At 70.6% G+C, this 14917-nt stretch carries 12 protein-coding genes; 4 read left to right on the top strand and 8 right to left on the bottom strand.

Annotated elements, in window-relative coordinates; translation table 11 throughout:
* Positions 1-57: 57 nt before the first annotated feature.
* The 5 genes from OHA98_RS12925 to OHA98_RS12905 all read right to left on the bottom strand — a co-directional run bounded on the left by OHA98_RS12925 (position 58) and on the right by OHA98_RS12905 (position 7287).
* Entirely contained in the window at positions 58-1524 is a 1467-nt protein-coding gene (locus OHA98_RS12925; RefSeq protein ID WP_266925368.1) for an FAD-dependent monooxygenase, read from the bottom strand.
* Between the two features lie 65 nt (positions 1525-1589).
* Complete coding sequence (locus OHA98_RS12920) at positions 1590-2015, bottom strand: hypothetical protein (protein ID WP_266925366.1); 426 nt, start codon at positions 2013-2015, stop codon at positions 1590-1592.
* A 250-nt stretch (positions 2016-2265) separates the two neighbouring features.
* The gene (locus OHA98_RS12915) at positions 2266-3642 is read right to left on the bottom strand and encodes a LuxR C-terminal-related transcriptional regulator (protein WP_266925364.1); all 1377 of its coding nucleotides are present in this window, start codon (positions 3640-3642) and stop codon (positions 2266-2268) included.
* Positions 3643-4765: 1123 nt separating this feature from the next.
* Positions 4766-6148 carry a helix-turn-helix transcriptional regulator gene (locus OHA98_RS12910; RefSeq protein WP_266925362.1) on the bottom strand — a complete coding sequence of 461 codons (1383 nt, stop codon included), beginning with the start codon at positions 6146-6148 and terminating at the stop codon, positions 4766-4768.
* Between the two features lie 353 nt (positions 6149-6501).
* Positions 6502-7287 (bottom strand): SDR family oxidoreductase, encoded by a 786-nt coding sequence (locus OHA98_RS12905; RefSeq protein WP_266925361.1) that lies wholly within the window; start codon positions 7285-7287, stop codon positions 6502-6504.
* Positions 7288-7514: 227 nt separating this feature from the next.
* Between OHA98_RS12905 and OHA98_RS12900 the strand changes: the two genes are divergently transcribed.
* Positions 7515-7988, top strand: a complete 474-nt coding sequence (locus tag OHA98_RS12900; protein ID WP_266925359.1) for a nuclear transport factor 2 family protein — start codon at positions 7515-7517, stop codon at positions 7986-7988.
* 29 nt (positions 7989-8017) lie between these two features.
* Here the strand turns inward: OHA98_RS12900 and OHA98_RS12895 are convergent, their stop codons facing one another.
* Entirely contained in the window at positions 8018-9172 is a 1155-nt protein-coding gene (locus OHA98_RS12895; RefSeq protein ID WP_266925357.1) for a helix-turn-helix transcriptional regulator, read from the bottom strand.
* 416 nt (positions 9173-9588) lie between these two features.
* Here OHA98_RS12895 and OHA98_RS12890 point away from each other — a divergent pair, with 416 nt between their 5' ends.
* The 3 genes from OHA98_RS12890 (at position 9589) to OHA98_RS12880 (ending at position 12572) form a co-directional block, all read left to right on the top strand.
* Positions 9589-10035, top strand: coding sequence for an Rrf2 family transcriptional regulator (locus tag OHA98_RS12890; RefSeq protein ID WP_266925355.1), 447 nt, complete (start codon positions 9589-9591; stop codon positions 10033-10035).
* A gap of 117 nt (positions 10036-10152) precedes the next feature.
* On the top strand, positions 10153-11601 hold the full coding sequence (locus tag OHA98_RS12885) for an MFS transporter (protein ID WP_266925353.1): 1449 nt from the start codon (positions 10153-10155) through the stop codon (positions 11599-11601).
* A 221-nt stretch (positions 11602-11822) separates the two neighbouring features.
* A complete protein-coding gene (locus tag OHA98_RS12880) occupies positions 11823-12572 on the top strand; it encodes a class I SAM-dependent methyltransferase (protein WP_266925351.1) in 750 nt (249 codons plus the stop codon).
* Positions 12573-12672: 100 nt separating this feature from the next.
* Here OHA98_RS12880 and OHA98_RS12875 read toward each other — a convergent pair whose 3' ends face one another.
* Both OHA98_RS12875 and OHA98_RS12870 read right to left on the bottom strand, forming a co-directional pair.
* Positions 12673-13461, bottom strand: coding sequence for an SDR family oxidoreductase (locus OHA98_RS12875; protein WP_266925349.1), 789 nt, complete (start codon positions 13459-13461; stop codon positions 12673-12675).
* 103 nt (positions 13462-13564) lie between these two features.
* Positions 13565-14767: a cytochrome P450 gene (locus tag OHA98_RS12870; protein ID WP_266925347.1), complete on the bottom strand. Its 1203-nt coding sequence runs from the start codon at positions 14765-14767 to the stop codon at positions 13565-13567.
* Positions 14768-14917 lie beyond the last annotated feature (150 nt).

Raw genomic sequence — 14917 nt, 5'->3', positions numbered from 1 at the left:
TCTCGTGTGCTCGTCGGCCCGTACTCGTCGGGCTCGTGTCCATCGGGCGGCGCGTGCTCATCGCGCGGGCCCGAACCAGCGGTCCAGGGCCATCGGCAGGTCGTGGTGACTGCCGGGGGCCGCCCAGGCGACATGCCCGTCGGGCCGCACCAGGACGGCGGCGGTGCCGGCCAGCGGGCTGCCCGCCGGGATGTCGTGCGAAGTCGCCGTCACGATGTCGACCCGGTCGCTCCATCCCTGCGCGCGCCGTCGCAGCCGGGCGTTGTCGTCGAGGTCCAGGAGCACGCCGCGGGCGGGCCGCAGCAGCGTTCCGCTGTCGGTGCGCCCGCCGCCGCGGAGCAGTGCGAGCCGCGGCATGCGCGCCCCCAGCAGGGGGTGGCCGCCGCCGCCCACGTCGTAACGGATGTCCAGGCCGCTGACCCGGGCGGCGAGATGGCGTTCCACCTCCGCGTGGTCCAGCAGTTCGCCGAGCACCTCCCGCAGGGGTCCCACCTCGTCACCGCCGAGGATGAGGGTGCTCTGGGCCCGCGTGTTCGCCAGCAGTCTGCGGCCGACCTCGTGCCGTTCCCCGTGGTAGCTGTCCAGCAGCGCCTCGGGCGCCGTGCCGCGCACCACGGCGGCGAGCTTCCAGCCCAGGTTCACCGAGTCCTGCACGCTGGTGTTCATGCCCTGCCCGCCCGCGGGCAGATGGACATGCGCCGCGTCTCCGGCCAGCAGTACCCGGCCGCGCCGGTACTCGGTGACCTGGCGGGCGGCGTCGCTGAACGCGCTGACCCACACCGGCTCGGCGGCGGAGATGTCGATGCCGGTCAGGCGTTTCCAGACATCGGCCACCTCACCGAAGCCGGGCGGCTCGGTGCGCCTCTCCGGCGGTGGCGTGCCGCGCTCCCCGACGATGATCCGGTGGATTCCGCCGGGCAGCCGCGCCACCATCACCATGCCGCCGGGGGTCTGCTCGCCGATCGTGCGGGGTTCCAGTTCGACGCCCCGTACATCGGCGAGAAACAGTTCCGTGGTGGCGGGCGTGCCCGGGAAGTCGAAGCCGGCGGCCTTGCGCACCGCACTGCGTCCGCCGTCGCAGCCGACCAGATACCGGGCCCGCAGCGCCCGTTCACCGCCGCGGACCGTCACGGTCACTCCCTCGGCGTCCTCCACGAAACCGGTGAACTCCTGCCCGCGCCGGATGTCCGCGCCCAGCTCCCCGGCCCAGCCTTCGAGCACGGCCTCCGTCCTCGACTGCGGGACGGCCACGGCGGACCGGTGCGGGGCACCCAGCAGTCCGAGGTCCAGCGGCAGACCGCCGAAGTGGCCCGCCTCGCTCGTCCGGATCTCGCCGAACCGGGGAAGCAGACCCCGCTGGTCGAACACCTCCATCGTGCGGATGGTGAACCCGATGCCCCGTGACTGCCCCGTCGGTGCGGGCAGCCGGTCCAGCACGATGACGTCGATGCCCGCCAGGCGCAGTTCTCCGGCCAGCATGAGCCCGGCGGGACCGGCACCGACGACGATGACTGAAGTGTCCATGCGTTCCTCCGGAGATGTCAGCGAGGTGGCAGAGAGAAGGCCATCAGGAATTGCGGCGCAGGCGCTTATTTCTTGTCAAGATTCTCGGCGATCCGCGCGAGGACCTCGTTGGCCGCGAGAAACTCGGCCTCCGAGATCCCGCCGAGCGATTCCGCCGCATGCGCGTTTACCACCAATTCGGCCCGCTCGTGCGCCGCCTCGCCCGATTCGGTGAGCGTCACGGTTTCCTCCGTCACCGTGACCCAGCCCCGGACATCGAACTCGTCGACGACGGACTGATACGAGTCGACACCGTCGGCGACCAGGAACGGAGCGAATGCGGCGTCGATCCCCGCTACGGAGTCCACCTTGATACTGAGGGCGTGCAGCACTTGCCACTGCCGCCGGGTCAGCTTCTGACCTGCGAGGGATCTCCCGGTGGACGCGTCGAACTGCTGATGGAGAAGGAGGAGCCAGTAGCCGAGGCGCTTCGTCGTGTTCTGCTGGAGCATAGAGCGCACCCTCCCGGGGTTCACGGGCCGATTACCCGGCCACAACGACCCTGACAGCCGGCCGCAGTTCCGTACAAGGGAGGACGGGAGATCCTACGGTGAACCCGCAGGATTCCTTTCGACGGACCGGCCGATTGTTTCGGCGGTATTACCTGAAAGCATTCCCTTGTTTACGGGAAGCGAAAGCGCCGCCCACCTCGGTGCGGTGGGCGGCGCTCCGGGCCGGGTCGGTCCCGGGGCGTGCGGGTGCTCAGGACATGTCGGTACTCAGCGCGGCGACCAGCTCCCGCCGACCGGAAATGGAGAGCTTCCGGTACACGTTCGACAAGTGGAATTCCACCGTCCGGACCGTCAGGAAGAGCGTCTCCGCGATCCGCCGGTTGCTGTAGCCGGCTCGGGCGAGCTGCGCGATCTTGACCTCCTGCCGGGTGAGCCCACGGATGTCGCGGGCGGCGCTCAGCCGTTCCAGGGCGGCCGTGACCCGGTCCGACCAGAAGGTGTTGCGGCACTCCCTCGCCACCACGGAGGCCGCCTCCAGGTGGCGTCGCGCACTGGTGACGTCCTTGTGTTCGACCCTCATCACGGAGAGGTCGTAGAGCGCCCGGACCAACTCCGTACGTGCGCCGCCGAGACAGAGCAGCGCGACGGCCTCGTCGAGCAGGGACACCGATGTCTCGTCCCGCCGCGCCACCGCCACCGCGTGCAGCGCTGTGCCGACGCTGCGCGGAGAACCCCATTTGCGGGCCGCGATCAGCTCGTTCTCGGCCAGTGCGAGCGCCAGGTCGAATCTGCGCGCGGCCAGTGCGCCGAAAGCGGCCTTCGAACGCCAGGGGATCACCGCGGGGTTGACGACATGGAACGCGGAGAGGATCCGGCCGCAGGCCGTGAAGTCGTCGATGGCGTGCGCGAACTGGCCCGTGGCGGTGTGCAGGGCACCCCGGGCGGCCAGAATGTGCACCCGGTCCGGCAGAGCCTCGTCGAGCCGGCCCGCCAGCTCGTGTTCGAGCAGCACCTTGTGCGCCCGTTCGTACTCACCGAGGTCGACCAGCGCTTCGACCAGCCAGGAGGCCGCCAGCGACTCCAGCGACCCCGGCATCGTGTGGGTGAGTACGGACCCGAGGAGATCCGACGCCCAGCGCGCGTCACCCAACAGAAGACTGCTGCGCGCCTGGAGCAGGGTCAGCAGATCGTGACGGCGGGACGATCCGGCCCACAACGGATCCTGGGCCAGCCGCGCGCACTGCGCGCTCGCGGACACCACATCGCCCGTGTAGAGCAGCGCGAGGATCGCGCGCCACATGCACCGGGCGTCGGCGCGCGACTCGGCCTCGTCGAGCACGCGCTCCGTCCGCTCGATGACCGTCACACGGCTCGTTCCGCGGTTGGCCAGCTCCATGGTCCGCACAACCGGGCAGGTTTCCGGGGACAGCACGCGGTGGCCGGGCCCCACCCCCGCTTCCCCCGGAATGTACGGGGACGTGCCGCCGCGCCGGCCCGGTGCGGCCCGGTGGTCGAGGTTCTGGATTCCGGGAAGATCCGCTGTCAGGGTTCCGGGTGCGTCGAGAACGTAGGTGTCCGCTGGTATGTGCCTGCCGTAGTCCTTGGCCATTTCGCTGCTAACCCCCATCGCTGATATCGGTCTCACATGGCAACGCATGGTGAATGGCTCGATCTCGGCCGAAGCGAGAATGCTCCACGCTGTGGCACACCGCGTCCGGCACCCGATACGGGCACGGGAATCCGGGGCGGGTCGCGAGGGCGGAGCGGGGACGGCCGAGTGAATCACGGATCGGCGCCTGCGGACCCGCCGTCCGCGTGCGGTGGCGGCAATCCTTCCCGGCAACGTCCGGACGGCACTGTCCGGCGTGACCGAGCGGCTGTTCGTGGTGGTGGTCCGGGTCGGCCGGATGAAGAGCTCGGGACCTTGACAGCCGCCTTAGACCGTACGCGGATCGCGCCGGGGACGGAAACTTTTCCGGCCACTGTCGACGATCTCATTTGGTGCCGCCGGCGATGCGGCGGGATTCACGAACCCCCGGAGAGGAGTGGAGATGGCATGAGGGTGATCACGACTGACGGCGGGGTGTGAACCATCCGTCCGGGTCGTGTCCCCACGGAGGAATCCCGGACAACTCCCGGGGCTTCGGCACGCGCCAAATGAGATTGCACAGGGAACGGACGATACAGGCTTATCCGGCAGAGATTTGGCCGGAGTGAGAATTACCCCTATCAGGCCCTTCACATGCGATGGCCGAAAACTCTCACAGATTGGCACAATATCGCTGCCCGGATCTGTTCCGCATCCCGCCAAGCACCCCGCAAGAAGCCCTCGTTCGCTTCCGACCGGTCAGGGGAAAAGGCGTGGAATGGGGAGAGGAATGGTGGGGGCATCGGGACGAGCGCGCCGAACCCGCAGGCAGGGAAGCGCAATTCGGGGAATGGGGCGATGGGGTGTCCCGCTGCCGCAGGAAGCCGGAGCATCGCATGACGCGCCTGCGGGGGCGCATCGGCGGGAGCGCCTGCCGACCGCATCTCGGCGGATCCGGGCGGGCGGATCCGGGCGGGCGGATCCGGGCGGGCGCCTGCGGGCGGGCGCCTGCGGGGGCGGGATCCGGGCCGGCGCGGCCCCACAGCCACGAGCGTGCCGTGACGTGCCCTGCCACACCGTGCTGTGCCCTGCCACGCCGTGCCGTGCCACGCCATGCCGTGCCGCCATCGACGGAGCAGGCCGTCGACCACCGGCCGCCGTCTCAGCCGATCAGCAAGGCCGCTGTCACCAGCTCTTCGCGCCCGGAGATACCGAGCTTGCGGTACGCGTTCGACAGGTGGAACTCGACCGTGCGCGCCGTCAGGTGCAAGCCGGTCGCCACCTCCTTGTTGGTGCGGCCGGCGAGAGCGAGCCGGGCGACCTTCTTCTCCTGCTCGGTGAGCGACGGCGTCCAGTGGCCGTCGGCCATCCGCCGGAGGGTGGCCGCGGCACGGTCGGACCACGGCCGCAGACCCGTGTCGGCCGCGGCGGAGAGGAATCCCCCGGCCTGTTCACGCCGTCCGAGCGACAGCAGCAGGCACCCGAGGCCGAAACGCACCTTGGCCACCTCCAGAGTGTCGGGGGCCCCGGAAAGCAGCGCCTCCGCTTCGCGGACCGCCTCGACCCCCCCGGCGTCGTCCCGCCGGGCGATGCCGAGCGCGTTCAGAGCGATCCCGCGCGCGCGTCTCGTTCCCCAGCGCCGGGCCAGTTCATGTTCCTGACCTGCGAGGACCGCGGCGAAGTCGGACCGCCCCAGCCCCGACGCGCACACCGCGGCCCGGGAACGCCACGGAAGTACGGCCGGATTGTGCACCCCCCACATACCGACGCACTCGCCGCTGGCGAGCGCGTCCTCAAGACCCAGCCGGAAGTTCCCGGCGGCGAGATGCGCGGCGCTGCGGGCGGCGAGGAGCTGCGGGCGCTCGGGGTGACTCGTACCGGCGCCGTCGAATCCGCTCTCGTGCAGGGCGATGTACGCCTGGCGGTGCTCTCCGACCGCGCTGAGTGCCTCGGCGTGCCACGCGGCGGCCACACCGACGAGCTCCGGACTCACGTCGCGGTCCCGCCGGACCCGTCCGAACACCGAAACGGCCTTCGGTACCTTCCCCGAAGCCGCCCAGATGCGCCCGCGCAGCAGCGCCAGCGCATCCCGGTGAAGGGCCGACCGGGTCCACTGCGCCACGGTGGCCGCCCGCGCGCAGGCGCCGTTCGCGCCCGCCAGCTCGTTCGCGTAGATCAGGGTGAGCACGGCCGCCCAGAACCCGCCGATGTCGTTCCGCCCGGGAGAACCCAGCACGATGCCGGCCTGCCGGACGGCCTCTGCCCGGTTCAGCCCCCGGTTGGCCAGGAGCAGCGCGCGTACCGCACCCGCGCGCGCCGCCGTGCTGTACCCGAACCGTCCGTCGCCCTCCGCCGAACCGAGCATCCGGGCTCCCGGTACGTACGTCAGGTCGGCCAGGTCCGGTCCACGGACCGCGCACGCGTCGCGCAGGGTTTCCCGCAGGGCTCGCTCGACCAGGACGTCCGCCTCCTGCCAGCGCCCGCGGGAGACGAGTTCGTGCCGCTTCCGTCTGGCCTCCGCCAGCAGGTGCCGCGGTTCGGCCACGGCATTCCGACAGCTCAATTCCGACGCGGTCATATCCTTGTCCCCCATCACACGTCCGCGATGTCTGGTTCCGGGTGTCCGCCGAGGCGCCGGTGGCGGGGCCCGCCGGGCGACACCGGACCGGGTGCCCGGACGCGGCGCCGGTCCGCGCCCCGGCCGGTGCGCATCGGCCGCGGGTGTGCGCTCGGCCCACCGCACGGTCTCATCAGCGCTTCGGGGGAAACAAGGGAAGGCCGCAAAACCTACGGTCGGCCCACAGGATCGGGCCGCGGCGTACCGCACCGGCTGCCGATACCGGTGCACAGGACCGCCACCGGGGGTGTCGGCAGTGGTGGAGGTGTCGTGTACGGGCGTCAGCGGAAGCTGTCCGCCAGCGGGTGCAACTGCTGGTCCATGACCTCGAACCCGCCGTCGACGCGGATCACCTGGCCGGAGGTGAACCCGAAGCCGTCGTCGGCCACGAGGGCCACGGCGCGGGCCGCGTCCTCAGGTTCCACCTTGCGCCCCGCCACGGAACGGTCGGTCGTGTACTTCCAGAAGCCCTCGGTGAACTCCGAGGTGGCGTCGGTGTGCACGGCACCGAAGGCGACGGTGTTCACCGTCACCCCGTACTGGGCGGCGATCCCGGCGATATGACGGCTGAATGTGTTCAGGGCCGCCTTGGCGACGGAGTGGGCCATGGCCATGCCGATGGTGTCGGACGCCGTGCTGGAGATGTAGATGATCCGCCCCGCCCCCTGGCCGCGCATGACCGCGAGCGTGCGCTGGGTGAGGAAGAAGGAACCGGCCAGCTCCCCGGTGATCTTCGCGGCGAACGCGTCCCATTCCAGTTCGGCGAAGGGCACGAAGGGCGGGGTCACGGTGTTCGCGTTGCAGATCAGCAGGTCGATACGTCCATGGCCGGCCCGTACCTTCTCCACCAGCGCGGTGACGTCGTCGGCGTCGCAGACATCTGCCCGGACCGCCTCGGCGGTGCCGCCGCTCGACTCGATCGCCGTGACCACCTCCGCTGCCGCACCGGCGTCGCTGCGGTAGTTGACGATCACGTGGTATCCCCGGCCGGCCAGCTCCCTGGCCGTCGCGGCTCCGATGTTGCGGCCCGCACCACTGATCAGGGCGACTCGCTTCGGCTGATTCACGGTTTCTCCCGTTCGGTGTCGCCGGCATTGCCTGCCCGAGGGCTGTCCCGACCCTAATCGGGCCGGCGAATTCACCGGTTTCGGAATGGCCCCAGCAATGGAGGACGGGCCTTGCTCCGCCCGTCGCACGACTGCGAACCTGAGCGCGGTTTCGGCAATGGACGGAAACGGATCCGGCAGCGCTCGAAAGGAATCACATGGCGGACGGCGTGGGCCCGGAGGCCCGAATGGACGAACTGTCGGCCAGAGTGCGGGAGTTGGAGGCGGTCCGCGAGCTGACCCAGCTGCGCAGCGCGTTCCATCACTGCCTCAACGGCCGGGACTGGCCCGGCCTCGGCGCCGTGTTCACGACGGACGCCCACCTGGACTACGGAAGCTTCGGCGACGCCCGCGGCCGCTCGGCGATACAGGAGTACTACAGCACTCTGCTGCCGAAGATGGTCGAGCTCCAGGGTGCCTCGGAAGTGGTGCTGATGAACTTCGGCCAGGCCCACCAGGTATCGGTCGACGGCGACCGTGCGACCGGCGTCTGCTTCTTCGAGGAGCACGTCAGGTTCGACAAGGAGGACGTGGTGCACCAGAGCATCGGCCGGTTCTCCGACAGCTATGTGCGGGAGGACGGGCGATGGCTGATCGACGGGGTCCGGCTCCAGCACTACTGGGTCGTCCCGGAGAACAAGGAGTGGCGCTGGCCGTGGTGACGGCGCACGGGCGGCGGCGTCCGGCGCCATCAGAGGAAGCCGGTCATCGCCAGGAACAGGTGCCGCCGGTCGGGAAGCCGGAACTTCCGGTAGACCGCCGACAGATGGTGTTCCACGGTGCGGCGCGTCAACGACAGCCGACCGGCGATCTCGGCGTTGCTGTACCCGGCCCAGACCAGTTTGACCACGGCCGTCTCGTGCTTGGTCAGCACCGGTTCGCCGTGCAGTGACAGGAATCCGGACAGCGCCTCGGTGGCCCGGCCGGCGGCGTGCGGGTTCCCGCCCCGTCCCGCGAGATCGCTGATCCGCCGCAGGATCTGCCGCGTCCACACCTCGTCCCGCCGGAGCCCCGGTACGGCGCCGATGACCTGGGCCGCGTACGTGACGTCACCGCGGGCGTCCGACGCGGCGAGCAGATCGACGCCCTCGGTGACGAGATCCCTGACGTCCGGGCCCTCCCCCAGCAACGCCGTGGTGAGCAGGGCCCTGCCGATCTCCCGGGGGGAGCCCCACCGCCTCGCTCCGTCGAGCTCGGCGCGGGCGAGCGCACGTGCCGGTTCGACCTGCCTGAGCTCCCGCAGGCACAGTGCTGCGCCGGTGCGCCACGGGATCACCGCGGGGTTGGCGAAGTCGCAGGCGGCGACCTCGGCCCCACAGGCCAAGAAGTCCCTCAGCGCGTGGTTCGAGCGGCGCAGGGCGAAATTGAGCTGTCCTCTGGCGTGGAGCAGCAGCGCTTTGCCTGGCAGGTGCGCGGGGAGGTTTCCCGCGTAGCCGCGGACGTTCAGCAGGTTCTCCGCCGTGTACGGCTCGCCCAGCTGGACCAGCGCCTCGGTGAGCCAGCCGACCACGACCGCGTCCAGCGATTCGGCGATGGGGCCCTGCACCAGGTCGCCGAGGACGCGCCGGGTGCTTCCCGGATCCCCGACCAGGAAGCCGATCCGGCCGCGGACGATCTGTATCACCTGCGCGGCGGGGCCGGTGCCCGACCACCGGGGCTGCTCGGACAGGCGTGAGCAGTGCAGGTCCGCCAGCAGCAGATCACCGGCGAGGACGAGCGCGAGCAGGGAGCGGTAGACACAGCCGGAGTCGGGGCACCGGTCGGCCTCGTAGAGCTGGGCGTCGGCGTGGGCCACGACCTCGGCCCGGTCGGTGCCGAGGCTGAGCAGCGCGGGGCAGTCGCGCATGCGGGTTCCCCGGCATCCGCAGGTCCGGGGGGCCCGCTCGCTGCGGGGGCCGCCGAGGAGACGGATGAGATCGGGCGATTCCGGCCGGGCGGGCGGGCCGGGAAGCGATGCGAGGATCGAGCTGGTGACCCGCTGCACAGGCGTACCTCCTGGATCCGGTCCGGGGAGTCCCGGCGTATGCCCGAAGGGCGTGGCCGGCGGCCGGCCCCCCGGCGTCGGCACATCACGCTACTGGACGGTTTCCCGCTGTCATTTCGGAGCGCCCGCAGTTTCTTCTCCCTCCGGAGCGCGGCCCGTCGGTCCGCCGGCGCGTTCGTGCCTGGCCACGCAGGGTCCCGCATTGACACGCGGATCGAACTGTCACTAGCCTGGTTACAGTTCGGTCGGCGAGCGTCGGCCGAGGGAAGAGGATCACGGTGAGCGTCAGCAGCAGAAGCGCGGTGGCGATTCACGCGCTCACGATGCTGGCGCGCTGGGGTGATCACTCGCTGACCTCCGCGGAGATCGCGGAGAGCCTGGCGAGCAACCCCGTTCTGGTACGGCGGATCCTCGGCAGCCTGCGGGATGCCGGTCTGGTCTGGTCCACCGAGGGGCGCAACGGCGGCTGGTCGCTCGCCCGCCCCGCACGCGAGATCACGCTCTACGACGCCTACACCGCCGTCGAGGCGGGCCCGGTCCTGTCACGCCATCCCCATCCACCGAGCGCCGAGTGCGAGGTCGGGCGCAATATGCAGGCCCTGCTCGAAGTGGAGTTCCGGGACGCGGAGCGGGCGATGGAGGAACGGCTCGGCCGGACGACCATCGCCCATCTGGTCCAGCAAGTACTGGCCGGCGAGCGCGAGCTCGCGCAGCGGAATCACTAGGGACTTCCTCCGGGGAAGGCCCCTGACCGACCGGTGGCGGAGGCTCGGCCCTCCGCCGCCTTTATGCCCTAACTGTAACTACGATGGTGGCAGAAAGTCACCCGAAGGACGTGTCGAATGACTTCCACGTCGACAACGACCGAACGGACCGGCTCGGGACTGGCCTTACTGGCGGTGCTCATGCCGGCGATCCTCGTCACGGTCACCGCCAGCGACATGGTCGTTCTGATGCTCCCGACGATCGGGGCGGAGTTCGGGGCCACCGAGGCGGAACTCGCCTGGGTGGTCACCGGGTTCCTGCTGGTGTTCTCGGTCGGGATCCCCCTCTACGGCCGCATCTCCGACCGGGTGAGCCTGCGGCGCCTCTTCGCCTTCGCGCTGGTGACCTACGCCGTCGGCAGCCTGATCTGCGCGCTCGCCCCGAGCCTGCTCGTGCTGGTGACCGGGCGGATCGTGACGGGCATCGGCGCGGCCGCGATCCCCGTGCTCTCGATCATCGCCGTCACGCGACTGCTCCCGCCGGAGAGGCGCGGCGTCGGGATCGGCGTCGTCTCCGCGGGCGCGGGCATCGGCACCGCCGCCGGACCGGCGGTGGGCGGTGGCGTCGGCCAACTCCTCGGCTGGCCCGCGCTGTTCTGGATCATGCTCGTGGTCTCGCTGCTGCTGCTTCCCGCGGCCCTGCGCGTACTCCCGGACGAGAGTCCGGCCGGCCAGGGCCGGCTCGACCTTCCCGGCGGCATCCTCCTCGGCTTCGGAGCCGGGCTGGTCCTGTTCGGCATGACCCAGGCCCAGGTCAACGGCTTCTCCGCACCACTGTCCTGGGGCAGTCTGCTGGTCGCGGTGGCGGCGCTCGTTCTCTTCGGGTGGCGTACCGTCCGCGTCGAGCAGCCCTTCGTGCCGCCCGCGCTGTTCTCCAACCGGGTCTACCGGACCGGCATCCTCGTCGCGTTCCTGGCCATGATCGTGAACCTCGGCGGGCTGGTGTTCGTCCCGCTGCTGGTCGTCGAGGTCAACGGTCTCACTCCGGGAGAGGGCGCCCTGGTCATGATCCCGGCCGGAATCTCCGTCGCCCTGCTCTCGCCGCTGATCGGCCGCCTCGCCGACCGCGTCGGCACCCGCCCCATGGTGCTCACCGGACTCACACTGATCGGTGTGTTCTCGCTGTGGCTGTCGAGCTTCACCGACGGCTCCTCGGTGATCCCCGCCGGTGTGGGGGTCCTCGGGCTCAGCATCGGCTTCATCCTCGTGATGACCACCATCATCGGCGCCGCGGCGGGCGAACTGCCCCCGGAACAGGCCGGCGTCGGCCTCGGCATCCTCCAGGGAGCCCAGTTCCTCGGAGCCGGCACCGGGCCCGCCGTGTTCGGCGTACTGGTGTCCGCGAGGCAGCAGAGCGGCAGCGACGCCTTCAACCCCTTCTACTCCGATCACGACGGCTCCGCGTACTCCGACGTCTTCCTGGCCATGGCCGGGCTCGTCGTCCTCACGCTGATCGTCGCCTCCCGGATGCGTCCCGCCGCGGCACCCTCGGCGGCACCGGTCAAGGAGGCGAGCGGCGTCCAGTAGGCCGGAGCGTCCTGTGGCAGCGCGCGTCGGCCCCTGCGCCGGCGCGCGCCGGTCCGGAGGCCGGCCGCACACGCGGCACGGAACCGATCCCCACGGGACAGCCCTCGACGGCCGGGCGGCCGATGACGATCGCCCGGCCATCCCCGTATACAGGGGGCCCACCAGATCCACCGGCCTTCGGTGGACGAGCTGACGAGCTGACGAGCGACAAGGGGACCGGCATGGCCACGGAAGAACAGACCTTCTCCCGGGAGAACATGGAGTTCGACGCGCTGTACGCGGGTCGCGCGGCGTTCGGCGGTGTGGAACCGGGCGAGACGGTGATCCCCTGGGACATCGGCGAGCCCCAGCGGGCCGTCGTGGACCTGGTGCGGGCGGGAGCCTTCGCCGGCAAGGTGCTCGACGCGGGCTGCGGACTGGGCGAGAACGCCATCCTGCTGGCCCGCGAGGGCTATGAGGTGACCGGTGTGGACGGTTCGCCCAGCGCGATCGAGCAGGCGGCACACCGTGCCTCGGTCCACGACGTCCAGGTCCGCTTCCTGGTCGCCGACGCCACCGAACTGACCGGCATCGGGACCGGTTTCACCACCGTACTCGACAGCGGTCTGTACCACTGCCTGAACGGCGAGCAGCGGACCGCGTACGCCGCGGCACTCCACCGGGTGAGCGGGCCGGACGCCACGCTCCACCTGTTCTGCTTCGCGGAATCCATGCCGTCGGGGACCCCCATCACCGAGGAGGCCCTGGTCGGCAGGGACGATCTGCACGCGAACCTCGGCCCGCACTGGCAGATCCTGGACATCACCGAAGCCGTCTTCGCCACGGCCTTCACCCGCGAACTCCTGGCCAGGATGGCAGCGGCCGGCTCCCCGGACACCACCACCGCGAAACCGGGTCCCGACGCCGTCCAGGTGGACGAGCACGGGCGGGTCCTGACCCCGATGTCCTACGTACGCGCCCGGCGGCGGTAACCGGAGACGCGACGCACCGACCGGTGGCGCGACGTACGGAAGGCCGGGGAGAGAACTCCCCGGCCTTCCTCATGAGCCTCTTCCCCGCCGGGTCACCCGGTCACCGGTAGAACTTCGCCGTGCTGTGCAGCTGGTGTTCGAGCACGTCGTAGCCGGCGTCCACCCGGATCACCTGGCCGACCGCCGCGCCGAAGCTCTCCTCGGCGACGGCCACCACGGTCCTGGCCGCGTCCTCGGGGGTCAGCATCCTGCCCAGTACCGACCGCTCCTCCGTGTACCTGCGGAGTTCGTCGTCGAGCACACCGGCCGAGGCCTCCGTCGCCACGGTCGCGAAGGCGACGGTGTTGACCGTGACCCCGTGCTCCGCGGCCGCGGCCGCGACATGGCGGCTGAAGGTGTTCAGCGCCGCCTTCGCGGTCGAATGCGCCGCGACACTGCCGACCCAGTCCGCGGCGGTGCTGGAGATGTAGACGATCCGCCCCGCCCCTCGCCGCTGCATCTCGGGCACCACGTTCCGGGTGAGGAAGAACGCGCCGGCCAGCTCCCCGCCGACCTTCCCGATGAAGGTGTCCCACGACAGCGAGAGCAGCGGCTCGAACTGCGGGTTCACCGTGTTGGCATTGCAGATCAGCACATCGATCCGGTCGTGGTCGGCATACACCTTGCGGACCATTTCGCCGACCTGCTCACCGTCGCGGACATCGGCCTGCCGCGCCTCCGCGGAGCCACCGGCCCTCTCGATGTCGTCGACCACACCCTCCGCGGCCGCGGTGTTCTCGCGGTAGTTCACCACCACGTGGTACCCGCGCCGCCCCATCTCCCGGGCGGTCGCCGCGCCGATGCCCCGGCTCGCACCGCTGATCAACGCCACCCGGCGTGGCTCACTCATGTGTCCTCCAGATCGCTCGCACCGCGGGAAATCCCTGCTCTTCACGCTAATTCCGGGGGGTGTCCGCCGTCCCTGTGGCCGTCCCACAGGGTTCCCCCGCGGATCACCAGACGACGGGAAGGCGCTTGACCCCGAGCACCAGTGATTCGGTGCGGTACTCGATCTCCTCGAACGGCACCGCGAGCCGCAGGTCCGGAAAGCGGCGGAACAGCGCGGGCAGCGCGAGCCGCAGTTCGAGCCGGGCGAGCTGCTGGCCGACGCACTGATGACGGCCGTAGCCGAAGGCCAGGTGCGGTACGGGCCTGCGCCGCAGATCCAGCTCGCCCGCGGGCGGGGTCAGGCCCGTACCGTGATTGGCCATCAGGGTGGAGATGACGACATGCTCACCGGCATGGATCACCTGGTCGTCGACCGACAGATCCGTGGCCGCCCGCCGGACCAGCGGGGGCGCCACTGCCAGCAGCCGCAGCAGTTCCTCGACGGCGCCGCCGGACAGCGAGTCGTCGGCGTCGTCGCGCAGGAGCGCGAGCTGTTCCGGGTGCGACAGCAGCGCCAGCGCGCTGAGCCCGATCATGCCGGAGAGGGTTCCGTGTCCGGCCACCAGGACGTCCAGGCCCATGCCGACCAGTTCGTCGTCGGTCAGCTCCGCGCCGTGCTTGCGCACCAGGTCGCCGAGGATGTTGTCGCCCGGGTCCCGCCGGTGCGCCGCGACCAGTTCGGCCATGTAGCCGGTCATCGCCGCGAAGTTGTCCTGCTGGACCTCCAGCGTGGTGTCGATGCTGCTCGCGGTCGAACTGCGTTCCAGGATGGCCGCCCGGTCCTCGGCCTGCGCCCCCAGCAGCTCGCAGATCACCATCAGGGGCAGCGGCTCGGCGAACGTCCGGATCAGGTCCACCCCCGGCCCCGCCTTCTCCACGGCGTCGAGATGCTCCTCGACGATCCGCTCGATCACACCGCTGAGCGCCCGGATCCTCTTCATCGTGAAGGCTCCGGACTGCATCCGGCGGTAGCGGGTGTGCTCGTCACCGTCGTAATTGAGCAGGACGCCCGGCTGGTTCATCACCGAGCGCGGGCCACTCCAGTCGGGGTCGAAGGCGAACCCGACCTCGTAGCGGGCGTCGGAGAGGACCGTGCGGGCGTCGTCCTCCCGGGTGATGAGGACGGCCTCGACCTCGCCGAGCTGCGAGTTCGGCACCGGGACCCGGCGCAGCGAGGGGTCCTGGTGCATCGCGACGAGGTCGGGTCCGGGCCGGAACGGACAGGTGGCCCGGCGGTGGTTGTGGGGCATCGACACCGGATCGGTCATGGCGTTCGCTACCTTCCTGACGACGTGAGGGTCATTCAGCAGATTGCGCGTACGGTCGGGCACCGGCCCACCGAAGATAACAGACCGATCGGTCCGGCACCAGATTCCCCCTCACGGACACCCTCACGGACACCCGCCCGGGGCCCGTGT

This window comes from Streptomyces sp. NBC_00654, assembly GCF_026341775.1.
In the GTDB taxonomy this organism is placed as follows: Bacteria; Actinomycetota; Actinomycetes; order Streptomycetales; family Streptomycetaceae; genus Streptomyces.
This window is presented reverse-complemented; position numbering and strand designations above follow the sequence as displayed.

What these genes read in the sequence shown, in the direction of transcription:
- OHA98_RS12925 (WP_266925368.1), bottom strand. Translation starts at nt 1,524, where the DNA reads ATGGACACTTCAGTCATCGTCGTCGGTGCCGGTCCCGCCGGGCTCATG.
- OHA98_RS12920 (WP_266925366.1), bottom strand. Translation starts at nt 2,015, where the DNA reads ATGCTCCAGCAGAACACGACGAAGCGCCTCGGCTACTGGCTCCTCCTT.
- OHA98_RS12915 (WP_266925364.1), bottom strand. Translation starts at nt 3,642, where the DNA reads ATGGGGGTTAGCAGCGAAATGGCCAAGGACTACGGCAGGCACATACCA.
- OHA98_RS12900 (WP_266925359.1), top strand. Translation starts at nt 7,515, where the DNA reads ATGGACGAACTGTCGGCCAGAGTGCGGGAGTTGGAGGCGGTCCGCGAG.
- OHA98_RS12895 (WP_266925357.1), bottom strand. Translation starts at nt 9,172, where the DNA reads ATGCGCGACTGCCCCGCGCTGCTCAGCCTCGGCACCGACCGGGCCGAG.
- OHA98_RS12885 (WP_266925353.1), top strand. Translation starts at nt 10,153, where the DNA reads ATGACTTCCACGTCGACAACGACCGAACGGACCGGCTCGGGACTGGCC.
- OHA98_RS12880 (WP_266925351.1), top strand. Translation starts at nt 11,823, where the DNA reads ATGGCCACGGAAGAACAGACCTTCTCCCGGGAGAACATGGAGTTCGAC.
- OHA98_RS12875 (WP_266925349.1), bottom strand. Translation starts at nt 13,461, where the DNA reads ATGAGTGAGCCACGCCGGGTGGCGTTGATCAGCGGTGCGAGCCGGGGC.
- OHA98_RS12870 (WP_266925347.1), bottom strand. Translation starts at nt 14,767, where the DNA reads ATGACCGATCCGGTGTCGATGCCCCACAACCACCGCCGGGCCACCTGT.